Origin of the sequence: Sneathiella sp. (genome assembly GCF_029233945.1) — a bacterium.
In the GTDB taxonomy this organism is placed as follows: domain Bacteria; phylum Pseudomonadota; class Alphaproteobacteria; order Sneathiellales; family Sneathiellaceae; genus Sneathiella.
In genome coordinates this window covers 1-23,450 of sequence record NZ_JARGOQ010000014.1, presented here as the reverse complement: position 1 = coordinate 23,450, position 23,450 = coordinate 1, and the positions used below count along the sequence as shown (strand labels likewise).

Annotated in this window: 23 protein-coding genes; 5 read left to right on the top strand and 18 right to left on the bottom strand. The window is 57.7% G+C overall.

What is annotated here, in order from left to right:
• Window positions 1-16 precede the first annotated feature (16 nt).
• Window positions 17-1,171 (bottom strand): GNAT family N-acetyltransferase, encoded by a 1,155-nt coding sequence (locus P1U71_RS06560; protein WP_301104765.1) that lies wholly within the window; start codon window positions 1,169-1,171, stop codon window positions 17-19.
• A gap of 195 nt (window positions 1,172-1,366) precedes the next feature.
• Between P1U71_RS06560 and P1U71_RS06555 the strand changes: the two genes are divergently transcribed.
• Complete coding sequence (locus tag P1U71_RS06555; RefSeq protein WP_301104764.1) at window positions 1,367-1,897, top strand: hypothetical protein; 531 nt, start codon at window positions 1,367-1,369, stop codon at window positions 1,895-1,897.
• Window positions 1,898-1,933: 36 nt separating this feature from the next.
• Here the strand turns inward: P1U71_RS06555 and P1U71_RS06550 are convergent, their stop codons facing one another.
• Window positions 1,934-2,401, bottom strand: a complete 468-nt coding sequence (locus P1U71_RS06550) for a RidA family protein (protein ID WP_301104763.1) — start codon at window positions 2,399-2,401, stop codon at window positions 1,934-1,936.
• A 35-nt stretch (window positions 2,402-2,436) separates the two neighbouring features.
• The gene (locus P1U71_RS06545) at window positions 2,437-3,909 is read right to left on the bottom strand and encodes an aldehyde dehydrogenase family protein (RefSeq protein WP_301104762.1); all 1,473 of its coding nucleotides are present in this window, start codon (window positions 3,907-3,909) and stop codon (window positions 2,437-2,439) included.
• Between the two features lie 159 nt (window positions 3,910-4,068).
• Between P1U71_RS06545 and P1U71_RS06540 the strand changes: the two genes are divergently transcribed.
• Window positions 4,069-5,331, top strand: a complete 1,263-nt coding sequence (locus P1U71_RS06540; RefSeq protein ID WP_301104761.1) for an adenylate/guanylate cyclase domain-containing protein — start codon at window positions 4,069-4,071, stop codon at window positions 5,329-5,331.
• Window positions 5,332-5,356: 25 nt separating this feature from the next.
• Here the strand turns inward: P1U71_RS06540 and P1U71_RS06535 are convergent, their stop codons facing one another.
• Window positions 5,357-6,073, bottom strand: coding sequence for a GGDEF domain-containing protein (locus P1U71_RS06535; protein ID WP_301104760.1), 717 nt, complete (start codon window positions 6,071-6,073; stop codon window positions 5,357-5,359).
• 352 nt (window positions 6,074-6,425) lie between these two features.
• On the opposite strand from P1U71_RS06535, the gene P1U71_RS06530 reads away from it, so the two are divergent.
• A complete protein-coding gene (locus P1U71_RS06530) occupies window positions 6,426-7,232 on the top strand; it encodes a DUF1849 family protein (RefSeq protein ID WP_301104759.1) in 807 nt (268 codons plus the stop codon).
• Between the two features lie 11 nt (window positions 7,233-7,243).
• Here the strand turns inward: P1U71_RS06530 and P1U71_RS06525 are convergent, their stop codons facing one another.
• The 3 genes from P1U71_RS06525 to P1U71_RS06515 are packed head-to-tail and all read right to left on the bottom strand — an operon-like array spanning window position 7,244 to window position 9,484.
• Entirely contained in the window at window positions 7,244-8,524 is a 1,281-nt protein-coding gene (locus tag P1U71_RS06525) for a DNA polymerase IV (RefSeq protein WP_301104758.1), read from the bottom strand.
• A gap of 10 nt (window positions 8,525-8,534) precedes the next feature.
• Window positions 8,535-9,209 carry a hypothetical protein gene (locus P1U71_RS06520; protein ID WP_301104757.1) on the bottom strand — a complete coding sequence of 225 codons (675 nt, stop codon included), beginning with the start codon at window positions 9,207-9,209 and terminating at the stop codon, window positions 8,535-8,537.
• The gene (locus P1U71_RS06515) at window positions 9,209-9,484 is read right to left on the bottom strand and encodes a DUF3572 domain-containing protein (protein WP_301104756.1); all 276 of its coding nucleotides are present in this window, start codon (window positions 9,482-9,484) and stop codon (window positions 9,209-9,211) included. Before P1U71_RS06515 ends, P1U71_RS06520 begins: the two co-directional genes overlap by 1 nt.
• 166 nt (window positions 9,485-9,650) lie before the next feature.
• On the opposite strand from P1U71_RS06515, the gene P1U71_RS06510 reads away from it, so the two are divergent.
• Together P1U71_RS06510 and P1U71_RS06505 are read left to right on the top strand one after the other, a co-directional pair.
• Window positions 9,651-10,013 (top strand): response regulator, encoded by a 363-nt coding sequence (locus P1U71_RS06510; RefSeq protein WP_227949917.1) that lies wholly within the window; start codon window positions 9,651-9,653, stop codon window positions 10,011-10,013.
• 3 nt (window positions 10,014-10,016) lie between these two features.
• On the top strand, window positions 10,017-11,426 hold the full coding sequence (locus P1U71_RS06505; RefSeq protein WP_301104755.1) for a PleD family two-component system response regulator: 1,410 nt from the start codon (window positions 10,017-10,019) through the stop codon (window positions 11,424-11,426).
• A gap of 68 nt (window positions 11,427-11,494) precedes the next feature.
• Here the strand turns inward: P1U71_RS06505 and rpmG are convergent, their stop codons facing one another.
• The 11 genes from rpmG to P1U71_RS06450 form a co-directional block, all read right to left on the bottom strand.
• Entirely contained in the window at window positions 11,495-11,662 is a 168-nt protein-coding gene (gene rpmG, locus P1U71_RS06500) for a 50S ribosomal protein L33 (RefSeq protein WP_161337956.1), read from the bottom strand.
• A 112-nt stretch (window positions 11,663-11,774) separates the two neighbouring features.
• Window positions 11,775-12,932 carry an MFS transporter gene (locus P1U71_RS06495; protein WP_301104754.1) on the bottom strand — a complete coding sequence of 386 codons (1,158 nt, stop codon included), beginning with the start codon at window positions 12,930-12,932 and terminating at the stop codon, window positions 11,775-11,777.
• Window positions 12,925-13,581: an NUDIX domain-containing protein gene (locus tag P1U71_RS06490; RefSeq protein ID WP_301104753.1), complete on the bottom strand. Its 657-nt coding sequence runs from the start codon at window positions 13,579-13,581 to the stop codon at window positions 12,925-12,927. Before P1U71_RS06490 ends, P1U71_RS06495 begins: the two co-directional genes overlap by 8 nt.
• Window positions 13,578-14,297: an NUDIX hydrolase gene (locus P1U71_RS06485; protein ID WP_301104752.1), complete on the bottom strand. Its 720-nt coding sequence runs from the start codon at window positions 14,295-14,297 to the stop codon at window positions 13,578-13,580. The genes P1U71_RS06490 and P1U71_RS06485 overlap by 4 nt, the downstream gene beginning before the upstream one ends.
• Before the next feature lie 62 nt (window positions 14,298-14,359).
• Window positions 14,360-14,743 carry a DUF983 domain-containing protein gene (locus tag P1U71_RS06480; RefSeq protein WP_301104751.1) on the bottom strand — a complete coding sequence of 128 codons (384 nt, stop codon included), beginning with the start codon at window positions 14,741-14,743 and terminating at the stop codon, window positions 14,360-14,362.
• 98 nt (window positions 14,744-14,841) lie between these two features.
• Window positions 14,842-17,142 (bottom strand): ribonuclease R, encoded by a 2,301-nt coding sequence (rnr, locus tag P1U71_RS06475; RefSeq protein ID WP_301104750.1) that lies wholly within the window; start codon window positions 17,140-17,142, stop codon window positions 14,842-14,844.
• 31 nt (window positions 17,143-17,173) lie between these two features.
• Complete coding sequence (gene topA / locus P1U71_RS06470) at window positions 17,174-19,786, bottom strand: type I DNA topoisomerase (RefSeq protein ID WP_301104749.1); 2,613 nt, start codon at window positions 19,784-19,786, stop codon at window positions 17,174-17,176.
• A gap of 72 nt (window positions 19,787-19,858) precedes the next feature.
• On the bottom strand, window positions 19,859-20,980 hold the full coding sequence (gene dprA, locus P1U71_RS06465; protein ID WP_301104748.1) for a DNA-processing protein DprA: 1,122 nt from the start codon (window positions 20,978-20,980) through the stop codon (window positions 19,859-19,861).
• A gap of 73 nt (window positions 20,981-21,053) precedes the next feature.
• Window positions 21,054-21,734 carry a hypothetical protein gene (locus P1U71_RS06460; RefSeq protein WP_301104747.1) on the bottom strand — a complete coding sequence of 227 codons (681 nt, stop codon included), beginning with the start codon at window positions 21,732-21,734 and terminating at the stop codon, window positions 21,054-21,056.
• 76 nt (window positions 21,735-21,810) lie between these two features.
• The gene (gene plsY, locus P1U71_RS06455) at window positions 21,811-22,464 is read right to left on the bottom strand and encodes a glycerol-3-phosphate 1-O-acyltransferase PlsY (RefSeq protein ID WP_301104746.1); all 654 of its coding nucleotides are present in this window, start codon (window positions 22,462-22,464) and stop codon (window positions 21,811-21,813) included.
• Between the two features lie 9 nt (window positions 22,465-22,473).
• Window positions 22,474-23,450, bottom strand: a 977-nt coding sequence (locus tag P1U71_RS06450) for an amidohydrolase family protein (RefSeq protein WP_301104745.1), incomplete at its 5' end; no start/stop codon positions are given.

Genomic DNA, 23,450 nt, shown 5'->3' with positions numbered 1-23,450 from the left:
TGGCGGGTATGGCGGGCTAGCAGGAATTCCCATTCCGAAAGGGAGAATGACCGGCAAGATAATTGATCTCGGCCTCCACCTGTTTCGTCTCCGCCTGCAGGTAATCGGCGACCGCATCATGAAAGCCCGGATCGCGCAGCCAGTGGGCGGAGTATGTCTCCGTCGGCAGATAACCACGGGCGAGCTTATGCGGGCCTTGCGCGCCAGCCTCCACCCGCCGGATACCATGTTCGATCGCATAATCGATGGCACGGTAGTAACAGGTTTCGAAATGCAGGAAGCGATGGTCCTCGATGCAGCCCCAATAGCGGCCATAGAGGCAATCACTGCTTTTGAGGTTCAATGCCCCGGCAATATAGCGGCCACCGCGGCTCACCATGAAGAGGACAACCGCCTCGCCAAGCCGCTCCCCCAGCAGGCTGAAGAATTCGCGGTTGAGGTAAGGCGTTCCCCATTTGCGGTTGCCTGTATCAATATAGAAATTAAAAAAGGCGTCCCAATGCAACTCGCCGATTTCCGCGCCGGTCAGGATTTCGAACTCCAGGTCATTCTCCGTCGCGCCCTTGCGCTCTTTCCGGATGGCCTTGCGCTTGCGGGAGGAAAGCTGCGCAAGAAAATCATCGAAATTTTCGTAATTGTCATTCACCCAGTGGAATTGCTCACCGGTTCGGATGAGGAACCCCTCCTGCTCCATCAACGCGCGCTCGGCAGGCTCCAGAAAGGTCGCATGAACGGAGGAGAGATTGAGCTGGTCGGCCACCTGTTTGGTTCCCTGCAGGAGGAGGCGCTGATGCAACTGCCTCTCCGGCCCCTCCGGCACCAATAGGCGCGGGCCGGTCACGGGGGAGAAGGGAGCGGAGAGTTGCAGCTTCGGGTAATAGCGCCCGCCCGCACGCCCATAGGCATGGGCCCAGCTGTGATCGAAGACATATTCCCCCTGGCTGTGGCCCTTCACATACATGGGCGCGACCCCGGCGATTTTGCCGTCCATCTCCAGTGAAAGGTGATAGGGCATCCAGCCGCTTTCCGCAGAAACGGAGCCGCTATCCTCCAGCGCCTTCAGGAACTGGTGGGTGACGAAGGGATGATCCGTCGTGAGGCAGGCATTCCATTCGGCCTCGCTCACGTCGGCGATGGATTGCAGGGTGTTAATCAATGGAGTGTCAGACATTCGGCCCGGAAAACTATAAAAATGCGCCCTTTACCACTCTATCAGATATCTTTTTGCGCAGCGGGAAGAATTCAAAATTTTTTATCATGGTAAAACTTTAAAGAAAAATACTTGAAAATAATACAACTTATATATGTATAAGAGAGGAGATTAATTATACGGGGGTTGCTCCGGTAGACAGGATTGGAGATTATGATGGATTGGATAAAAGTCGGTATCAGCGCCTTGCTCGGCGGGGCGATCGCCGCCGTCATCACCGCGCTGCTTGTTATATATTTCGATAAGCCCGCGGCCAGTTCCGGCGATGGAACCGGGATTGAAAGCGGCGCGGTTGTCGCGTTTGACGGCACGTCAAGCTGTCCCTCCGGATGGAGCAGCTATACGAAGGCGGCGAGCCGGGTGATTGTCGGGGCGGCGGAAAGTTCCCCCGGCAAGGGAGCCGATGGCAAAGCCTTGAGCGCGTATAAAGCGGGCGCAAACGGAGGTCAGGAAACGGTGACCCTGGCGGCGGCCAATCTTCCGCCGCATACCCATCAATATAACGATATCTATTATTCCGAAAATGGCGGAACCGTCACTGTCCCTAACAATAAAGGCAGTCAGGGTTCTGACAGTGATAACAAGGGCTATCAGATGTCCCGAACGACGACCGCTGACAGCACAGACCCGACGGCATTTACCAACATGCCGCCCTTTATCGCGCTCACCTATTGCGTGAAAAGTTAAGAGAGTGGGGGAGCGTTTGGCACGCTCCCCATTCGCTTAGCTGATTTCGAAAACCGCGTCGATTTCCACGGCAACATTCATCGGCAGGGCATTGGTGCCGACGGCGAAGCGGGCGTGACGGCCTTTGTCGCCAAATATCTCGACCATCAGGTCGGACGCGCCGTTGACAACTTTCGGCTGCTCGCCAAAGCCATCGGTGCAGTTCACAAACCCGCTCAGCTTGACGCAGCGCACGACCTTGTCGAGATCACCGCCGCAGGCGTCCTTCACCTGGGAGAGGATATTAAGGCCACAGACCCGGGCGCAAGCCATGCCTTCCTCGGTCGTGAAATCCTGACCGATCTTGCCCTGATAGGTGAGCTTGCCGTCGACAACGGGCACCTGTCCCGAGAGAAAAACCAGATTACCGGTTTTCACGTAAGGAACGTAATTTGCTGCCGGGGCTGTTGCTGTCGGAATTTCGATGCCGAGTTCCGCCAGATGGGCGTCAATTTTACCTGCCATTTTTTACCTCTGTTTTGTTGGAGTTTCGTTTTCGGTCATCCACCGGGACGACCACCGCCGCCGCCCGTAATCCGGATGCCGACATTCTTCGTCTGAACATAGTTGAGCAACGCTTCCTGCCCCTTTTCCCGGCCGTAGCCGGAGCGTTTCATGCCGCCGAAGGGGGTTTCGATCCCGCCCGCAAACCATTCATTGACGAACACCTGCCCGGCGATCAGCTGGTCTGCCGCCCAATGTGCTGTGGCGAGATCCTTGGTATAGACCCCGGCGCAAAGGCCGTAATCGGTCCCGTTGGCAAGCGCGATGGCCTCTTCGGGGTCGTCATAGGTGAGGATGGAAAGCACGGGGCCAAAAACCTCTTCGCGGGCGATGGTCATGTCCGGTGAGACATTTGCGAAAACCGTCGGCTCGATAAAATGCCCGGGGAGACCCGTATGTTTCCGACCGCCGGAGACGGCCTCTGCGCCGGCCTGCGAGGCCGCGAGGCACATGCCTTCGATCTTGTCGGCCTGACCCGCTGAAATCACAGGCGTGAGGTCATGACCGTCAATCCCGGGGCCGATAGAAAGCGACTTCGCTTTCGCCGCCATCTTGCTGACGACCTCATCCTGCAGCACCGTCGGCACGATCAGGCGGGACTGGGCGGAGCAGACCTGCCCGGCATGGCTGAAAATGCCGCTCGCGGTGGAGTTGATGGCCTGATCGATATCCGCATCCTTAAACAGGATACCGGCGGACTTGCCACCGAGTTCCATGACGCAGGGGATAACCCGTTCCGCCGCCGCGCGCAGGATCGACTGGCCCGTCGCGACAGACCCGGTAAAGACGATATGATCGATATCGGGGTGGGATACGAGTGCCGCGCCACAGTCATGGCCATAGCCGCAGAGAATATTGACGGCGCCCTTCGGCACCCCGGCGCGGTGGCAGGCCTCGGCGATGAAATAGGTCGAGAGCGGGGAGAGTTCCGGTGATTTCAGGACCACCGTATTGGCGGTTGCAAGGGCACAGGCAATGGACCGCGCCGCAATCTGCAGCGGGAAGTTCCACGGCACGATCTGGGCCGACACACCGAAGGGAGTGGGAATGGTGTAATCCACATAATCCGCACCAAGCGGGATCATCCGTCCTTCCAGCTTGTCCGCGAGGCCACCGTAATAGATGAAATAGCGCGCCGCCGCCATCGCTTCATTCTTGCCGCCGGTGAGGGTTTTCCCGTTATCGAGGCATTCGGCAAGGGCGATCTCATCGGCCATGTCCGTCATATGGCGGGCAATCTCGAACATCAGCGCGCCGCGGTTTGTCGGGCGCATGTCATAAAGCTCCCGGGTCTTGAAACAGGCACGCGCGGCTTCGACGGCCCGGTCTACATCGGCCTTCTCGGCGCGGGCGACTTCGGCGATGATCTCACTGGTTGCGGGGTTTTCAATCTCAATGCGTCCGCCGTCCAGAGCATCCACCCATTCCCCGTTTATATAGTTCTGCCAGTATTTTTTTATCTCGCTCATGGCCTGCCTTCTTTGCGTCTGACTTTTGCGATTTCTATCACGGGGATACGCCAAGAGCCAGCCTGCGCTGGCCCTGATGGTAAAATTTTCACATTCGACTTTTATAAGTGTAGAATAGGCTTATATCAACGGGACCAATCAAAGCAATCAGGTGCGCCCATGGGTCTTATGAATAATCTGGATACCGAGAATCGGTGTGGCCATTTCACGCCGCAGGATGAAAATGAAGAGCTGTTCGCCTGGCTGATCGATGCCGGACTGACGGGAACAACAGTTCGGGACCTGTTCACTGAATTCTGCGAGCGACTGAATGATCAGGGCGTGAAACTCAAGCGCGGGAATATTGCCCTGAGTGCCATCCATCCACAGGTCAGCGCCTTCATGTATACCTGGCGGCGCAAGGAAGGTCTCGTCACCAATACCAATGTTTTGCATTCGGATATCCCCGGTGAAGGCTGGTTCGCCAGCCCGTTCTTCTTCATGCTGTCGAACAAGATTACCTTCCTGCATCGCAAATTGTCAGCGGAGAACGATCTGGATTTCCCGGTCCTTGTCGAATTCCGCGACGAGGGGATGACGGACTGGTTCTGTCAGATATTCGATTTCGGATGGGGATTTGAAAATCAAAGTATGGAGCATACAGCCGGCCTGATTACCAGCTGGGCGTCGGACCGCCCCGGCGGCTTCACCGAGGAGGAGTTCCGGATCATGAGCCGGGCAATCCCGGTCTTTGGCCTCGCGGCGAAGGGCATTGCCTCCTATCGAACGGCGCGATCCATGCTGGAGACTTATATCGGGCGGGAAACATCGCGCAAGGTGCTCTCCGGTCAGGTGCGGCGCGGCTCCGTTGACAGTATCAATGCGGTGCTGGTCTATGCGGACCTTAAGGGGTTCACGAAGCTCTCCGATACGATCGATCGGGAAGATCTTGTGGAAATGCTCGATCACTATCTTGATCAGATGGCCAGCCCGATTGAGGTGGCGGGCGGGGAAATCCTCAAATTCATGGGCGACGGCGTTCTCGCCACGTTCGAGCTGACCTCACCGGATGAGGACGCCACCCGGGTGATATGTGAAACGGCCCTCGGCGTGACCCAGAAAATGGCGGAAGGTGTTGATCGACTAAATCACAAGCGCCGCACCGCGAACAAGCCGACGATGGAACTCGACATCGCGCTGCATGTGGGGGAAGTGATGTATGGCAATGTGGGCTCGGAAACGCGGCTCGATTTTACGGTCATTGGCCCGGCGGTCAATGAAGTAAGCCGGATCGAGGCGCTGTGCGATCAGCTTGATACCCGGCTGGTCGCCTCGGGCGATTTTGTCCGGACCTGCGCCGATGCGGCGTCTACGCTTCGGTCCTGTGGATATCACGAGCTGCGCGGCGTGCGCGAACCGATCGAGCTGTTCTGCCGCGATTAACCCAAATGACAAGGTGGCGCCGCACTTAGGAAGTGTGCGCTGCCTTTTTGTTCGCTTTCTTGTTATCATACATGGCCTGGTCGGCGGCGCTCATCAGGTCGCTGTAGGCGCTGTCGCCGGTATAGGGGACAATCCCCATGCTGGCTTTCAGGAAGATTTTCCGGCCGCGCGCCGGGATGGAGGTGGCGCTGACCTCACGCTGAATGGCGAGGGCGCGTCCGCGTCCGTTTTCGGTATTTGTCCGGGTCAGGACGAAGATGAACTCATCCCCGCCGATGCGGGCGACAAAATCCGAACTGCGCAGGTTATACTGGATATTCTCGGCAAATTTCTGGAGCGCAATGTCGCCGGTATCGTGACCGAAGCGGTCGTTGATTTCCTTGAAATCATTGAGATCGAGGAAGGCGACAATCCCTTCTTCCTTGTGACGGCGCGCGGAGGCGAGGGTGCGGGTCATAAACTCCTGCAAGCCCCGGCGATTGTGCAGTCCGGTCAGCTCGTCGGTAGTGGAGAGAGCCTCCAACTCCCGGATCCGATGCTGCTGCTCCGAAATATGCTGTTCTGCGCTCGCGGCGTAGGCGATGACGCGATTGATCAATTGCCAGTGCTTGGCCGGCGCCTGCCGTCTCAGGCTGGACCTGAGTGCCGTGGAAAGATCTTCCAACTGCGTGCCGATTTCCGCCTCGAATCCCGGCGGATGGCCCGATTTAAGGGGCGATATATGTGCCATGGACGATGACATAACTCAATTCTCCTCACAAAAACCGCTCCGGCAGTTTCTTTGATTATCTCATTATCGAAACCAGAGCGGCATAATCTACTGACTGAAGAACAGCAACTACCGTGCCAAAATTTGAACTTACAAAAACTCATATAAATCAATAGGTTAAATTGAAAAATAAAGATTTTATTCATATTTTAGGCAAAATTGTGGGGAATTTTATGCCTTTCAGATCGGAATATTTGACCCATATAGACAGAATGTCTCCCTCTTCCGCGATAAGTCTTCACAGCCGCAAAATTGAGGTATATTACTGGTTTTCAGGAATTTTATGCGGCCCGCGCAGCTCAGTTAATATGGATTAATAGTAGAAATGAAATGGTCAAAAGTTGCTTTCACGCTTGTTGGTATCGGCCTGACCGGTATTGCGAGTTTCTCTTCCGCCGCGCCGCTGCAACTGGCCTCCCATCAGGCCGTTTATGATCTGCGCCTGGAGGAGCTGGGTGAAAACAGTGGCATAGAAGGCGTTCGCGGGCGCATCGTGATGAAGGTGGAGCAGCAATGCGACGGCCTGATCGTCAATCAGCGCATGGTGCTGGAAATGGTCAATTATGAAGGCAATGTTATTGTCTCCGATTACAGCCAGTCGACCTGGGAAGATAATGCGGGCAAGATGATGCGTTTCGATATGTCGAATATGCTGAACGGCCAGATGATCGAGAAATACAGCGGTATTGCCGAGCACCGGGAGAACGGGACGATTGTCGAGTTCTCCGATCCCGACCAGCCCGACATGGAACTGCCGAGCGATGTTATTTTCCCGGGTGAGCATACCCGAATGGTGTTGAAAGCCGCCGCCGCGGGCAAGAATTTACTTTCCGCGAAGGTCTATGACGGCAATGGGGAGGACGGGCTCTCCGACACTCTCGCCGTGATTGGCAAGGCGCAGACGCTTCTGAACTCGCCCGATGCGGAAGGGGAGTTGAAAGGACGGGCTTTCTGGCCATTGCAGATATCCTTCTTCGATCTCAGGCAGCAACAAACAGAGCCTGACTATAAAATCGCCATGAAGATTTTCGGCAATGGTGTCGCGACGGATTTATTTCTTGATTACAGCGATTTCTCGCTGCGCGGTGATGTGGCTGAACTGACCTTTCTGACGCCGGAGAAATGCTCCTGATCTAGGGTCGGTCAATTTTTACCGGTCAGGCCACGCCCCTTGGTGATTACCGCATCACCGAACTTGTCCCTGAGCTTGTCGATGGCAGCCTCGACCTCCCTGTCATGGCCGGAACTGCCGCTTAAGAGGTCGGGCCTGTCCGCGTCATCAAGCTCACCGAAGCTGCTGATGCCCACCCCGATCAGGCGAAAATTATGGCCCGGTGCCGCCTTCTGCAGGAGCGGTTTTACCTCCCGATAGAGCGTTTCCGCAAGCTGCGTCGGCTGGGTGAGGGTATGGCTGCGGGTCAGGGACTTGAAATTGCCGGTTTTGAGCTTGAGCGTAATTGTCTTGCCCGCCTTGTTCGATTTTTTAAGGCGCTTCGAGACTTTTTCGCAAAGCGGCCAGAGTCGCGCCAGCAGAATATCGATATCCGAAATATCCGTGGCAAAGGTGGTCTCCGCCGAGATGCTCTTGGCGCGAAGATCGGCCTTTACCCGCCGGTCGTCCTCGCCGCGCGAAAGATGATAGAGACGGCCGCCCATCACGCCGTAACGCGCCACCAGCTCCGCTTTCTCGCGGTGTTGTAGCTGGCCGATAGTGGTGATGCCCTCCGCCGCGAGCTTGCGGTTGAGTGCCTTGCCGACGCCCCAGATATCGCTAACCGGCCGGGTTTTAAGAAAATCCAGCGCCTCCGCTTGGCCGATGACGGCAAAACCGTTTGGCTTATCAAGGTCGGAGGCAAGCTTGGCGAGATACTTGTTATAGCTAAGGCCGACGGAGACGGTGATCCCGATTGTTTTTTCCACCTCCCTTGCGAGCCAGGCCATGGACTGCGCCGCATTCCGATGGTGCAGCCGCTCCGTGCCGGAAAGGTTGAGAAAGGCCTCATCCAGCGAGAGAGGCTCCACATCCGGGGTCAGCCTGTCAAACAGGGCGCGGATTTCGCGGCTGACGGTTGCATATTTCGTCATGTTCGGCGGAATAATGACGGCATCGGGGCAGAGTTTCTTGGCCTTGAACAGTGGCATGGCCGAACGCACGCCCGACATCCGGGCGATATAGCAGCAGGTGGAGACAACGGCGCGCGGGCTGTCATGGCAGATGATGAGCGGCTTGGCGTTGAGGCTGGGGTTATCGCGTTTCTCCACCGCCGCATAGAAGGCGTCGCAATCGACATGGGCGATGGAAAGATTGAACAGTTCCGCATGGCGGAGAATTCTTGGCGACCGGCAACGCGGGCAGCGATTGACGTCACCCGCACCGCTTCCTTCTTCAAGGATTGTCAGGCAGTTGCGGCAAAGGCTGTCCATGGCGCCCCTGTCAGTACTCGCCCGTCTCGATATGACGGATGATATGTGCACTGATCTCCGGCCAGTTATAGAGACGGCTATGGCTATGCTCTGCCGGCCCGAGTAGGTCGGACAGCCGCGGATCGGCGATATAATGCAGCCGGTGGACATGCGCGGCATGCTCATTAACCGAGCTGTGATTATGGGGAATATCGTCAATAAAATAGGCGGGCGCGTTCAGCCCCTCGGTCAGGAAGCGGACCACCTGTCCCTTGCTGCCGATATTGGCGATGAGCGGAAAATCCATCCCTTTGTCCTTGAGACCCAATAGCCGTTTGCCCGCATGCTTGGGCGGGACATTGCTGAGGACGACAATCTGCGCATGATCTCTGAGACTGGCAAGCCCCTCCGCTGCGCCATCGACGGCGGGAAGAACGGCGCAGCGCTGATCGAAAAAGTTGGACAGAAGAACGCCGATTTCCATCTGGTCAATCGGCTCCTTATCGGCAATACGTCGGATATTGCCACTGAGCGCAAAAGACGACCAGTCGAAATACAGATCGAGGGATTTGAGAAAATCCTCCAGGCCGATCATGAAGTTGAACAGGACCTCATCCGCGTCGGTGATGACAAGGGGGCGGTCGCGATCGATGGTCAGTTCCTCAAGCTGCGGGCGGACATCATCGTGGATACCGGTAAACATCATCAATAATCCTCCACCGGCGCACCGGGCAGAAACTGGCGGGCGCGGGTAATACTGGTTGGGTCCAGCTTTTCGTTTGTACAAAAATCGATTAATATATCTTCATGCATGAGCAAAAAATCAAGCACGCCGGCCAATATCTCGGGATTTTCAGCTGAGCGGGCCAGGGTGCCGGAGTCAATACCGGTTTCCGTGAGCATCCAGCTCATGGTTTTTTCCTGTTCAGCAATAAATGTGAGCGCCTGCAGTGCGATTATTTCAGATTTTTCGTGATTCATAAAATTTTCTGTGCCTGAAACCCTATATGGTAAGGGAAAATTAAACATATATCTGTTTATTGTGAACGAATGATAGCCCCATGGGCAGGAAATCGAAAGCTCTCTCTGGGTCTATACTAACCGTCTTACTTTTGGCGATTGTACTTGTGAATTGGACGTACTGAAAATGAAGACAGTGTTGATTGTCGAAGATAACGACTTAAATATGAAGTTATTCCACGATCTTCTGGAAGCACATGGCTACAACACCATCCAGACAAAAGATGGAATGGAAGCTTTGAGCCTCGCGCGGGAGCATATGCCGGATCTGATCCTGATGGATATTCAGTTGCCGGAGGTTTCCGGGCTGGAAGTGACGAAATGGATTAAAGAGGATGAGACGCTGAAGTCAATTCCTGTTATCGCCGTCACCGCTTTTGCGATGAAGGGGGACGAGGAAAAAATTCGTGAGGGGGGCTGCGAAGCCTATGTTGCGAAACCGATCTCCGTCGAAAATTTCCTGAACACCGTCAAAGAATTTTTGAGCTAGATTATGTCTGCACGCATCCTGGTCGTTGATGATGTTATCCCGAACGTTAAAATACTCGAGGCAAAGCTGTCCGTCGAATATTATGACGTGGTGACTGCCTACAACGGCCCCGATGCGCTGGAAATTGCTCTCGAACAGCAGCCCGACCTTATTCTTCTCGATGTGATGATGCCGCAGATGGACGGCTTTGAGGTCTGCCAGCGGTTGAAGGCCGACAAGCGGACGGCGCATATCCCGGTCGTCATGGTCACGGCGCTCAGCGAGGCGGCCGACAGGGTCCAGGGCCTCGAATCCGGGGCGGATGACTTCCTGACAAAACCGGTTGACGATCTCGCTCTGTTTGCGCGGGTGAAATCGCTCCTGCGTCTTAAAATGATGATGGATGAATTCCGCCTGCGCGAAGAGACCAGTTCGGAAATGGGCGTGATCAGCATGTCCGACCGCAAGGAAGAGGCCCTTCAGCGCGCCCGTATCCTGGTTATCGACGACAATGAATATTCCGTCCGCATGATGAAGGAGATCTATGCGGAAACCTATGACATCACGCTTGAGCCGAATATGGAGGAGGCGCAGGTCCTGCTGCGCGGCGGCGACTATGATCTTGCTGTTGTCAGCCTTGATTCTGCAAATTACGATCCGCTGCGCCTGTGCTCCAAGGTCCGCAGCCTGGAAGAGACGCGGCAACTGCCGATCCTGACGCTTGTGGATGAGGCTGATAAAGACAAGCTCATCAAGGGCATGGAAATCGGCATCAACGACTATATCATGCGCCCCATTGATGCGAATGAGTTGATTGTCCGGACACGGACCCAGATCCTCCGTAAGCAGTATCAGGACCGCCTGCGCCATAACTTCCATCGCAGTATGGAACTGGCTGTAACGGACAGCCTGACCGGGCTCTATAACCGGCGCTATATGTCCAGTCACCTCGATGCCATGCTGCAGCGGGCGAAAATCGATTACAAGCCTGTTTGCGTTATGATCATGGACATCGATTTTTTCAAGCGGGTGAATGACACCCATGGCCATGATGTGGGCGATGAGGTAATCCGCGAATTCTCCGAGCGTATTGGCGCGAGTGTGCGCGGCATTGATCTGGCCTGCCGTTACGGCGGGGAGGAATTTGTCGTTGTTATGCCCGATACCGATCTTTCGGTTGCTTCGACTGTCTCTGAACGTCTTCGTCGGCAGATCTCGGAAAAGCCGTTCTCTGCGAACAAGGGGACGCTTGAGCTGAGCCTGACCTGTTCAATCGGCGTGACGGTCTCGAAAGAGGAAGAAAACTCCGATGGCCTGCTCAAGCGGGCGGATGAGGCGCTCTACAAGGCGAAAGGGGATGGTCGTAATCGTGTGGTCGTTGCCCCGTCCAATGTCGAGACTTTTGAGAGGGAACCAGACGTCGCCGCGCGCTGACAGCCGCATTATCCCAACAAAAAAGGCCGCATCAATTTGCGGCCTGTTTTCATTCAGCGTGAAGAAATCTATTTGATCTTCGCTTCCTTGAATTCCACATGCTTGCGGGCAACGGGATCGTATTTGCGTACGACCATCTTTTCCGTCAAGGTGCGCGGATTTTTCTTGGTCACATAAAAGAAACCGGTATCCGCCGTGCTTACCAGCCTTATTTTCAATGTTGTCGGCTTAGCCATGTCCGAAACTCCAGTCGTTCCCGCATCAGAGCGGGCAAAAAATATAATCGAAGCCCGGAAAATACGGATTTAATCGCTGAAGTCAAGCGGATGCTTGGAAAATTCGCTTTTTTTAGGGCTTCCCGGCACGGCGGAGTGAAAGGGCCGCGATCAGAACAAAGATCGTGCAGGCCACCGCGAAGGTGAGCGGCATACCATGCGGCTTAACAATCTCCATCGCCACACCGGCCAAAACCGGTCCGAACAGGCTGCCAAGCCCCCAAAGCATGCCAACCGCCGCCGTTGCCGTGATCAGGTCACCGCCCTTGAAAACCTGCCCCATCACGACAAGGGCGATGGTATAGGTGCCGACAACCCCGCCGCCCCAGATAACCAGAAGCGGCCAGAGGAGATAGGGCTCCAGTACGACGAAAGGCAGGATCAGCGCGCCTAAGACCCCGACGATGCCGCAGCCGAGAATCACCTTGGTCCGGTCGAACCGGTCCGCCAGCCAGCCAATGGGCAGCTGCAACAGGATATTCCCGGCGAGCAGGGCGCTTGTCATCAGCACCGCCATTTCCAGCGCCTGTCCGTTCTTGACGCCATAGACGGGCAGGAGCGTTAATACGGAGCCATCAAAGAAGGCGACGAGTATGGTCGCGGCGCTGATCATCGGTGCGATCTTTATGAAGGAGAAGATGGAATAGCTGCTTTTCTCGCCAAGGTCCGGGAACTGGTCGCCAACGATAAGAAAGGCGAACCCGGCGCTGAGCACGATCAGGCTGGATACGATGAAAGGCAGGCTTCCCTCGGCGCCGAGGAAATTGATCAATACCGGACCAAAGGCAAATCCGAGGGTCATGGAGGAGACATAAATGGCAATGGTCCGCCCGCGGGTTTTCTCCCGCGCGATCTTGTTCAGCCAGGTTTCACTGATCAGGAACAGGACCGCCATCGACAGGCCGATCATCAGCCGCAGGAAGAACCAGAAATAGATATTATCCGAGAGGGACAGCGCCCAGATGGACGCCGCCGCGAGCAGGAGCGCCCCCCATAACATCTTCCCTGAGCCGAGGGCGCGGGTGCAGGCCGGCACGACAGGGGAGGCCAGCAGGAAGGAGAGAGCCGGCAAGGCTCCCATCAGGCCGATGACATCGCTGCCATAGCCCCGCTTCTCCATCAGCAGGGAGACGAGGGGGATGGACAGGCTGAGCGAGACGGCCATGGCGGTCACGGCGGCAATCACGGCAATCAGCGCGCGCCGGTTATCCACCAGCGCGGCTTCAGCCATTATCGTAGTTGCGGATAAAGGGATTACCCTTGTAATAAGTGAAGATGGGAACGGTGCCTGACTGCCGTGGCAGAGGCGCCGTGGCCCGCTTGATTTTCCGGCCGATCTCGTCCAGGACGAATTCCGTCACGTCGATGAGCGGGACACGATGGGTCTCGGACAAGGGGATCCAGTGCAAATCGATCAACTCGCCGGAGCCGCCGAGATCGCCGCCGGTCACATGCTTCGCATCGAGGGTGAGGAAGCGCGTATTAAAGCGGATGGGACTGTTCGGTGGAGTGATTGCCCGGGCAATGAAATCCAGCTGCGAGAGATCCGGCACTAATTGATCGCCCTGAAGATCCCCAATGACAAGGCCGGTTTCCTCATGGGTTTCTCGCACGGCCGCCGTTGCCACCGCATGGGCCATGCCGGAGGGTTGAGAGAGTAACCTTTCGATATCCGGCGCGAGCGGCGCAAGTGGCGCCATGTCCGCGTCGGCCCGGTCCACCCGGCCACCCGGAAAGACATAAACGTCAGGCAGAAATCTGTGCGCTTTTGACCGGCGGCCCATCAGGACATAGAGATCATCGGCGCGCTGCTCATAAATTACAAGGCTGGCGGCATGCCGGGGCTTTACCGGCCGTATCTGGCGGGTGAAATTGGTCATTCCTCACCATAGATTCGTTTTCCATGGCGCATCATGAACATGGGGACAGGCACGGTTGCGTCCTGGGGTGGGCGCTCTTGCAGGAACTTGCCCGCATAACCGAGTATTTTCTCGGTAATGACCGGAATGTTCAGGTTAAGCGCATCCTCAATCGTTACCCAGCGAATATCCAGCAACTCACCGGAGCCCTTGATATCGCCTTCCAGCGTCTCGGCATCGGCCACAAAAAATCGCGTGTTGAAGCGTTTCTTGCGCGAGGGCGGCGTCACCGCCCGGGCGATATAGTCGAGTTTCGACAAATCGGGGCCACAGGTCACCGTGCCAAATTCGTTCCAGACCTGCACCCGGGATTTGCGCGGACGCGGATAGTCGCTGGCAAGACGGAGGCCCGTTTCCTCGAAGGTTTCGCGGATGGCAGCAATGGCAAGCGCGCGGGCGCGGGCCGGGGTGCAGCCGCCACGAAGGAGGCGCGCCATCACATCCTCGCGCAGATCCTCGGCGGGCGGGATGCGGCTATCGCTGGCATCCACGCGGCCACCCGGAAAGACATAGGTATTGGGCATGAAGCTGTGCCGCCCACTGCGCTCCCCCATCAGGATCTCGATATTCTTGCGGCTCTGCCGATACAGGATCAGGGTGGCAGCGTCTTTGGGGCGGGGGGCCTTGCTTCCGTCGGTGCGGCTTTCGGCGATGCTTCTTTTGGGTTCTGTACTCATAATCGTTGGACTTTCATTTTTCGTCCAACTATGCACCTGCGGACCCGGCAAGTCCAGCCAGTTTAGGTGAAATCGCCCCCGAAGCCATGCATCTGGCGGGCCCATTGAATGCCGATCAGCGCCCCTTTTACTCTTGGCAGCAGCCAGAGCGCCGAGACCAGGGCAACAGGCATCCAGATGGTCAGCTGTATCCAGGTCGCGGGGCTGTAGACCTGCTCAACGGTGAGCATGCCCGACAGGACAAAATGCAGCACGATCAGCATGGTGAAATAGGGCGGTGCATCGTCCGCGCGCTGGTGATGCAGCTCCAGTCCGCAGGCGTCACAGGTATGGTTGACCTTGATATAATTCCTGAAAACCGGACCCTTGCCGCAATCGGGGCAGCGGCGACGAAGGCCGTGCATCATGGCCTGCCATACCGATCTTGGTGCTGAAACGATTTCCATCTTGTCCCTATTTCTCACAACCTGATACGCTGCATACTAGCATCAGATATGTTTGAAATGTATGAAGAAAAGGGCTTTGCGACACTCTGCCGCAGGAATTAATCACGCGGCTGACGGCGTTGTGCCCGTTTCTTGCCCTTGGGCAAGGTGCGTTTTTTCTTCTTAACCGGTTTTCGTGCCGGAGATTTCGCGGCGCCCCTGGGACTGCGGTCTGACTTCGGGCGATGTGAGGGGGAAGCGCCGCCGTCGCGCCCGTCCTCAATTTCGGCGATCATGCTGCCGGTGACGATGTCCACCTCCCGCAGTCGCACGGCAAGCCGGTCCGCGAGACGAAAAACCCGACCGGTCCGCTTGCCGACCAGCATATGTTTTTCGGGGTCGAAATTGAAAAAGTCATTGCCGAGGGTTGAAATCGGGGCCAGCGCGTCGGCCCCGGTATCGTCAAAGGACAGAAACAGCCCGGCGCGGGTGACGCCGGAGACTTTCGCCTGAAAAATCTCTCCGACCTTGTTGGCGAGGAAGACGGCGGTAAATCGATCCGTCGTCTCCCGCTCCGCGACCATGGCGCGCCGTTCGGTCGCTGAAATCTGCGTGCCGATCTCGGTGAATTCCAGCGCTTCTTCTTCCTTCAGGCCGCCGTCGCCAAGCTTGAGGGCGGCGATCAGGCTGCGGTGGACCAACAGATCCGCATAGCGCCGGATGGGGGAGGTGAAATGCGCATAGTTGGAGAGATGCAGGCCGAAATGATGCAAATTTTCGGGGCTATAGACGGCTTGCGACTGACTGCGCAAGATCAGCGAGCTGACCAGTTCCCGGTCGATCTCGTTATCCGCCTGGGCGAGAATATGGTTGAACGTCGCAGTGGTCACGACCTGTCCCTTGGCAAAGCGGATATTCATCTCCCCAAGCGTTTCATGCAGCCCGATCATCTTGTCGGTCGCCGGGGGTTCATGTACCCGGAACATGCAGGGGCGCTTCATCTGCACCAGCGTTTCCGCCGCCGCAACATTGGCCTGGATCATGAACTCCTCGATCAGCATATGCGCCTCGAACCGTTCGCGTTTGTGCACGGCCTTGATAAAGCCGTCCTCGCCAAACTCGATGCGCCGCTCGGGCAGGTCGAGATCGAGGGGCTGGCGCCTGGTTCGCGCTTTCTTCAGCGCCGCATAGGCCCCGAACAGCGGCTCGATCACGTCGGCAGCCAGCGTCTCCGTTTTATCGTCCGTGAGGCCGTCATGGGCGTCCTGGGCCTGCCGGTAGGTGAGGGACGCGACGGAACGGATCAGGGCGCGCATGAACTTGTGACGGAGTTTCTTGCCCTCCGCATCGAACCACATCTGCACCGCCATCACCGGCCGATCGACATTCTCATGCAGCGAACAGAGGTCACTTGAAAGCTCATGCGGCAGCATCGGCACTACCCGATCGGGGAAATAGACGCTGTTGCCGCGCATCCGCGCCGCCTTGTCGAGGGCAGAGCCATGGGTCACATAATGGGCGACATCGGCGATGGCGACGATAGCCTGCCAGCCGCCTTCATTCTTCGGATCGTCATCCGGCGCGGCCCAGACCGCATCGTCGCGGTCGCGTGCATCGGCGGGGTCGATGGTGAGAAGCGGCAGGCCGCGAAGATCAGTGCGCTTGCCAAGCGTGACCGGCTTCGCCGTCAAAGCTTCCTTGATCGTGACGTCGTCAAAATGATCCGGGATGCCATGGGCATGGATCGCGATCAGGCTCAGGGACGCTGCATCGTCCATGGGACCGACCCGCTGCGTGACCCGCCCTTCCGGCAGGGCATGGGTTTTGCCCGGCAGGATATCGCAGAGCACGACCTCGCCCGTTTGCGCGCCCATGGAGTTTTCGTCGCGGACGATAATCTCTTTCTTCAGCTTGCGGTTGGTGGGCTGTACGCGTCCGTCCTTGCCGACCTTCGTATAGACGCCAAGGGTCGGGCCGGCGGAAGCCTCCAGCCGGCGGATAACGCGCGCCTCGTAAGTGCCGTCCTTTTGCCGCGCGAGACGGGCGAGCAGGCGATCACCGACGCCCGGCGCCTGTGTCCGGCCGGGGTGCAGCACATAGATAAGGGGTGGCTTGCCATCCTCCTGCCAGCTGATGGGCCTGGCAACCGGCTCTCCGTCCTTGTCAATCCGGTCCACCTCGATCACCGCGACAGACGGCAGGGCGCCCGCCGGGGCCAACTCGCGTTTTCTCCCGCGTTCCAGTTGACCTTCCTCGATGAGTTCTTTCAGGATTTTTTTCAGGTAAATCCGGTCGGCACCCTTGATGTTAAAGGCTCTGCCGATTTCCCGCTTGCCGACGGGCGTCTCGCTCTCATCGATAAAGGCGCGCACCTGTTCCTTGGTCGGCAGATGGTCGCGCGTTGGTTTTTTAGGGGTCAAGATATCCCGTTTTCTGTCTTAAGCGACCGGTTCATTCCGCCGCAGTCGCCGTTTTCTTGGGCGTCGCCTTCTTCTTCGCCGATGCCTTTTTCTTTGCGGCTCCGGCCTTCTTGGCGAGCTTCGGTTTCTTGCCGCTCTTCTCCGCCCGCTCCGCCAGCAGCTTGACGGCGTCCTCCAGCGTGATGGTCATCGGGTCGGCATCCTTCGGGATGGTGGCATTGATGCCGCCATGGGTGACATAGGCCCCATAGCGCCCGTCCTTCACATTGATGTCCGCCTCGTCCGCCGGATGCGGCCCGACGACACGAAGAGGCGCGGCCCCGCGCCCCGCGCCGCCGCCGCGTGTTTTCGCTGCCGCCAGAAGCTCAACCGCGCGGTTCATGCCGACGGTCAGTACTTCCATGCTGTTGGACAGCTTGCCGTATTTCCGCTCGCTCTCCACATAGGGGCCATAACGGCCAAGTCCCGCCGTGATCATGGCGCCGGTTTCCGGATGCGGGCCGATCTCGCGCGGCAGGCCAATCAGCTGCACCGCGAGATCGAAATCAATTGATTCCAGCGGGATATCCTTCGCGATCGAGACGCGTTTTGGTTTTTTCTTGGGCTCCGGTTCGCCCAGCTGCAGATAGGGACCATAGGGGCCTTTTCGCAGGGTGATCATCAGGCCGCTCGCGGGATCGATGCCGATTTCCTTCGGGCCCTCATCCGCTGTGTTGTCGGCGTCTTCCGCGCTCTCGCCCAGCTTGCGCGTAAAGCGGCAGTCGGGATAATTGGAGCAACCGATAAAGGCACCGAACCGGCCGGTCTTCAGGCTGAGACGGCCGTCGTCGCATTTCGGGCAGGTGCGGGGGTCTTTCCCATCTTCCGTTGGCGGGAAAACATGCGGTGCAAGGACGCGATTCAGTTCCTCAAGAACATCAGAAACACGAAGTTCTGCAGTCCCTTCAACCAATGTATTAAAGTCAAACCAGAAGTCACGCAGAACCTGTTTCCAATCCATATTCGCGGCGGAGACATCATCGAGCTTTTCTTCCAGTTGCGCGGTGAAATCATACTCTACATAGCGTGTGAAGAAGGAGGCGAGAAAGGCCGTGACCAACTGCCCCTTATCCTCCGGGATAAAGCGTTTCTGGTCGATCCGGACGTAATCGCGGTCCTGCAACACCGAGATGATGGAAGCGTAGGTGGACGGGCGGCCAATGCCGAGTTCTTCCAGTTTCTTGACCAGGCTCGCCTCGGAATAGCGGGGGGGCGGCTCGGTGAAATGCTGATCCTCGCGCACCTTGTCCGTCGCGACATCTTCGCCTGCCTTGACGGCGGGCAACCGGTTGCCGTTCTCGTCATCGGATACATCGTCGCGACCTTCCTCATAGAGCTTGAGGAAGCCCGCAAAGCGGACGACACTGCCGGTGGCGCGCAAGGTCTGGCCCGCGCCATCGCTGAAATCAATGGTGGTGCGTTCCAGCTGCGCGCTTTCCATCTGGCTGGCGATGGTCCGCTTCCAGATCAGCTCATAGAGCCGCAAATGCTCAGAATCGAGATATTTCGCAACCATTGCCGGGGTGCGTGAAAGATCTGTCGGGCGGATGGCCTCATGGGCCTCCTGCGCGTTTTTCGATTTCGATTTATAGAAGCGCGGCTTCTCCGGTACATATTCCTTGCCATACTCGCTGGCGATGACGTCGCGGGCGCTGTGCATGGCTTCCATCGCCAGACTGACACCGTCTGTACGCATATAGGTGATCAGGCCTTGCGTCTCGCCGCCAAGGTTGAAGCCCTCATAGAGCTTCTGTGCGACCATCATGGTCCGCTTCGCCCCATAACCCAGCTTGCGGGAGGCTTCCTGCTGCAGGGTTGAGGTGGTGAAGGGCGGGGAGGGGTTGCGCTTGGCGGGTTTCTGCGTGACATCGGCAATTGAAAAGCTGCCGGCGCGGACTTTTTCGGCGGCGGATGCTGCGGTTTCCGCATTGGGAAGCGCAAATTTATCAAGCTTCTTGTTCGCGAGATGGGTCAGCCGCGCGGTGATCTTGTCTTTCTTGTCGGTCAGGAAGTCGGCATCGATCGTCCAGTATTCTTCGGCGGTAAAGGCGTCGATCTCAAGCTCGCGTTCGCAGATGAGACGGAGCGCCACGGATTGAACGCGGCCCGCCGATTTTGCGCCCGGCAATTTCCGCCAGAGAACGGGCGATAAAGTAAAGCCCACAAGATAATCGAGTGCCCGGCGCGCCTGCTGCGCATTCACGAGGTTCATGTCCAGCTCGCGCGGATGGGCGATTCCCTCCAGCACGGCGCGCTTGGTGATCTCGTTAAAGACGACGCGGCTCACTTTCGCGCCCTTCAGTTTTTTCTTCTCTTCCATCACCTTCAGCACATGCCAGGCGATGGCTTCCCCTTCACGATCCGGGTCAGTGGCGAGATAGAGATTTTCGGCACCGGAAAGCGCGTCGGCAATGGCCTTGATATGCTTCGCGGATTTCGCATCATTCTGATAATGCATGGCAAAATCCTGATCCGGCTCGACCGATCCATCCTTCGACGGCAGGTCGCGGATATGTCCGTAGGATGCCAGAACCGTATAGTCCGAGCCCAGATACTTATTAATCGTCTTGGCTTTTGCAGGGGATTCGACAACAACAACGTTCATATCAATACCGCAGGCTTTCTACTTATATAAGAGGTCTCTCTTTTGTACGTCATGCCGTGATATATAAAGGCGCTACTCGACGATTGAAACCCTGTTTCCGAAATGGCGTTCTATTCTGCCTGCCAGTTCCAGTTCAAGTAAAATCGTTAAAATCATTGCGGCGGGCTCACCGGTGAGGCGGATCAGGTCATCGATTTCGACCGGCGTCGGGCTGAGATAGGAGAGGATATCCGGGCGCAACCGGTCAAGTTCCTGCTCTTCTGGCGGCACCGGATCAAGGAAGGGAAGAAGCGGCTGGTCCGGCTCTTTCAGGGGGCGCTGGCGAATGCTTTGCAGCGCATCAATAATGTCTGCCGCCTCCTCAATCAGCATGGCCCCATTCCGGATCAGGTTATTTGTACCCTTGGCGCGGGGATCCATGGGGGAGCCGGGGACGGCGAACACCTCGCGCCCCTGCTCAAGCGCCATGCGCGCGGTAATGAGCGAGCCGGAGCGGGGGGAGGCCTCCACCACCAGCACACCGAGCGCCAGGCCGGAGATGATCCGGTTGCGGCGGGGGAAATGGCGCGCCTGCGGGACGGTGCCCATGGGCTGCTCCGCGATGACGCAGCCGCGCTCGTATATTTCCTCCTGCAAGGCCTTGTTCTCGCGCGGATAGGGGTAGTCGAGGCCGCCGCCGACCACGGCGATTGTCCCGCCCTCCAGTGAGGCCTGATGCGCCGCCGTGTCGATCCCCCGCGCGAGACCGGAGGCGACAATGATTTTCGCCTCGGATATGCCGCCGGCGATCTGCCCGGTCAGGCGCAGCGCGACGGCGGAAGCATTACGCGCGCCAACAATCGCCACAATATCCTTGTTTAACAGATGGGCATGGCCACGCACGGAGATCACCGGTGGCGGATCGGCAATCATCCGGAGGGCTGTCGGGTAATCCGGTTCCGATGCGGCGATCATCTGTCCGCCAAACGCCCGCACGGCCTCCATCTCCTGCGCGGCGTCTCCTGCCGGGCAGACCCGGATCGGTTTCTTGCGCCCTCCCTTTCGGGCAAGGTCGGGCAGGGCGGCCAGCGCCTTTGACGCGGTGCCGAAGCGGCCCAGCAACTGAAAAAAAGTGATCGGCCCGACATTTTCGGACCTGATCAGGCGAAGCCAGGCCAGCCTTTCATCCGATGACAGTTCTGTTTGCGCATCCATTTTTTGAAGATGGCAGAAGAATATTTATCGCGTCAATTGAATTTTTCCGATCCCTATGCCCGCTATCAGTTGCTTAAGCCTCGTCGTCACCCGCCTCAATATCGCGAAACTGCGGCGATAGGTCGAACAGATTTCGCAAGGAAAACCGACCCTGCTTCCTTTGTTCTGTTTTTGGCGGGCTGTTGGCGGCAATCTCGATTTTTGGCTCTGCGGGGAGCATCGGTGACGGATCGGGCGCGGTTCTCACCTGATTCATCATTTTTTCGAATTTCTCGATTTCCATCAGGACTTTTATTTCTTCCGCAGAGCTGGTGTCTTGCGAATCCTGCGGAAGGGGCGATGGCGTTTTCATGGCGTGCGGCCGTACCTCCTTTGGTTTGACGGGCGGGACGTCGCGTTTAACCCTTCGTTCCCGTCTCAGCTTGCGAAGCCGTCGGCGCTCCTCCCACAGTTCGCGCCGCGTTGCGATCGGATCGGGACCCGCCGGGGGGGCAGCATGTTCCTCCGGCGTATTCTCCTCCGTGGCTTCCAGGGGCGCGGGCTTTTCCGTCCGTGAGGAGGGGGCTTTCCGATGGTCGTCAAGAACGGTTCGTTGAAGGATAGAGAACTTCTTCTGGAAATAGCGGTGCCGTGCGGCGATCTCATTTTTATGCCGGGCGACATGCGCGGTGAAGGCCCGGCCCGCGGCGTCCTGCAATTCCTGCAGGCGGCGGACATTGGCATCCTTGATATATTGCGTGGCACCCGAGTCCATCGGTCCGTTCCCTGATCTTTCAGGCGATTAACTTCCCCTTTAAGTAAGTATAAAGGGAAATTTATTCAACCCGGAGTCAGGGTTTCTTTTTGCCGATGCGCGGCTCTTCGCCTTTCATCAGGCGGCCGATATTCTCCCGATGGCGGAGAAAGATGAGAATGGCCATCATCGCCGCAAACTCGATCCGCTGCGTGTCGCCATAATAAGTGCCGTCCAGCGGGGAGATATTCTGCAGGATATAGATATAAACCGGCGCGAGCGCTGCCGCGACCAGCGCGGAGAGGGAGGAAATCCGGAAGATCAGCGCCACGATCAGCCAGGTGAGCGCAACACCAAGCCCGGCAGGCCAACTGAGGGCCAGCATCACGCCGATAAAAGTCGCGACACCCTTGCCGCCCTTGAATTTTAGCCAGATCGGGTAAAGATGGCCGAGAAAGGCGCCGCCGCCCGCCAGCACCGCATAATCCTGCGTGAGGTACATATTGGCGAGGATGACGACAAGAGCGCCCTTGCCGCCATCAAGCAGCAGGGTGGCGAGCGCGAGGCCCTTGTTCCCGGTGCGCAGGACATTGGTCGCGCCGATATTGCCCGAGCCGATTTTGCGCACATCGCCAAGCCCCGCCATTTTCGTCAGGACCAGCCCGAAGGGGATCGATCCCACCAGATAGCCGATGACGGCGGCGGCGTAATAGGGCCATGTCAGACTGAAATCACCAAGCGGATCGGGCATGGGGGCCTCCTATAGCTCGAAAACGGCTTTGCCGCGCACAAAGGTCTTAAGGACCCGGCCCTGCAGCAAATGGCCGTCGAAGGCGGTGTTTTTTGACTTCGAGAGCAGGGCATCGCCATCCACCTGCCAGGGCTTTTCGGTGTCGAAAAGGGTGAGGTCCGCATCCGCGCCCTTTTTAATTGCCCCCGCTTCCAGCCCGAGAAGTTTCGCCGGTGCGACCGTCATCGTATGGAGCAGGCGAAGAAGATCGATATCGCCATTGTGATAGAGCCGCAGGCTGACCGGCAACATGGTCTCCAGCCCGATCACGCCGGGTTTGGCCTGCGCAAACGGCACGCGCTTGCTGTCCGCACTCTGCGGCAGATGCTGGGACGAGATGATATCGATGGTGCCGTCCTTGATCCCCTCAATCACCGCGAGGCGTTCTTCTTCCTCCCGCAAGGGCGGGGAGACGCGGGCGAAGGTGCGGTATTCGCCAAGCTCCAGATCGTTGAGCGCATGGTAATGCGGGGCAGTACCGGCGGTGACGTTAAGCCCGTCATTCTTCGCCCGGCGCATGGTGTCGAGGGCATCGCGCGTGCTGAGATGCGCGGCATGCCAGCGCGCGCCGGTCATTTTCACGAGGCGGATGTCGCGCTCCACCAGAATGGCTTCGGCGCAAGCGGGCACGGATTTTAGGCCCATGAAGGTCGCCGTGCGTCCGCCGGTTATCACGCCGCCCACCGCAAGCGCGGGATCCTCCGCATGGACGATGACGGGCAGGTCGAACATGCTGGAATAGGCAAGGGCGCGCCGCATGAGGTTGATATTGCTTATGGCAAACTGTCCGTCACTGACGGCGACAACACCAGCCTCCGAGAGAAGGCCCATTTCCGCCATCTCCTCGCCCAGTAAGCCTTTCGTCAACGCGCCGGTGATGCAGACGTTGACCGCGCAGGTCGTCTTGGCGCGGCGGCGGACCATTTCCACAATCGCCGGATCGTCGA

Bases quoted from the DNA above. Each gene is read 5' to 3' on its own strand.
- P1U71_RS06520 (WP_301104757.1), bottom strand. From the start codon at position 9,209: ATGATGTTTACCGGTATCCACGATGATGTCCGCCCGCAGCTTGAGGAA.
- topA (WP_301104749.1), bottom strand. From the start codon at position 19,786: ATGAACGTTGTTGTTGTCGAATCCCCTGCAAAAGCCAAGACGATTAAT.
- P1U71_RS06540 (WP_301104761.1), top strand. From the start codon at position 4,069: ATGGGTCTTATGAATAATCTGGATACCGAGAATCGGTGTGGCCATTTC.
- P1U71_RS06545 (WP_301104762.1), bottom strand. From the start codon at position 3,909: ATGAGCGAGATAAAAAAATACTGGCAGAACTATATAAACGGGGAATGG.
- P1U71_RS06550 (WP_301104763.1), bottom strand. From the start codon at position 2,401: ATGGCAGGTAAAATTGACGCCCATCTGGCGGAACTCGGCATCGAAATT.
- P1U71_RS06560 (WP_301104765.1), bottom strand. From the start codon at position 1,171: ATGTCTGACACTCCATTGATTAACACCCTGCAATCCATCGCCGACGTG.
- P1U71_RS06495 (WP_301104754.1), bottom strand. From the start codon at position 12,932: ATGGCTGAAGCCGCGCTGGTGGATAACCGGCGCGCGCTGATTGCCGTG.
- P1U71_RS06505 (WP_301104755.1), top strand. From the start codon at position 10,017: ATGTCTGCACGCATCCTGGTCGTTGATGATGTTATCCCGAACGTTAAA.
- plsY (WP_301104746.1), bottom strand. From the start codon at position 22,464: ATGCCCGATCCGCTTGGTGATTTCAGTCTGACATGGCCCTATTACGCC.
- P1U71_RS06490 (WP_301104753.1), bottom strand. From the start codon at position 13,581: ATGACCAATTTCACCCGCCAGATACGGCCGGTAAAGCCCCGGCATGCC.
- P1U71_RS06480 (WP_301104751.1), bottom strand. From the start codon at position 14,743: ATGGAAATCGTTTCAGCACCAAGATCGGTATGGCAGGCCATGATGCAC.
- P1U71_RS06515 (WP_301104756.1), bottom strand. From the start codon at position 9,484: ATGAATCACGAAAAATCTGAAATAATCGCACTGCAGGCGCTCACATTT.
- rpmG (WP_161337956.1), bottom strand. From the start codon at position 11,662: ATGGCTAAGCCGACAACATTGAAAATAAGGCTGGTAAGCACGGCGGAT.
- P1U71_RS06535 (WP_301104760.1), bottom strand. From the start codon at position 6,073: ATGTCATCGTCCATGGCACATATATCGCCCCTTAAATCGGGCCATCCG.
- P1U71_RS06530 (WP_301104759.1), top strand. From the start codon at position 6,426: ATGAAATGGTCAAAAGTTGCTTTCACGCTTGTTGGTATCGGCCTGACC.
- P1U71_RS06525 (WP_301104758.1), bottom strand. From the start codon at position 8,524: ATGGACAGCCTTTGCCGCAACTGCCTGACAATCCTTGAAGAAGGAAGC.
- P1U71_RS06485 (WP_301104752.1), bottom strand. From the start codon at position 14,297: ATGAGTACAGAACCCAAAAGAAGCATCGCCGAAAGCCGCACCGACGGA.
- P1U71_RS06555 (WP_301104764.1), top strand. From the start codon at position 1,367: ATGGATTGGATAAAAGTCGGTATCAGCGCCTTGCTCGGCGGGGCGATC.
- dprA (WP_301104748.1), bottom strand. From the start codon at position 20,980: ATGGATGCGCAAACAGAACTGTCATCGGATGAAAGGCTGGCCTGGCTT.
- P1U71_RS06460 (WP_301104747.1), bottom strand. From the start codon at position 21,734: ATGGACTCGGGTGCCACGCAATATATCAAGGATGCCAATGTCCGCCGC.
- P1U71_RS06510 (WP_227949917.1), top strand. From the start codon at position 9,651: ATGAAGACAGTGTTGATTGTCGAAGATAACGACTTAAATATGAAGTTA.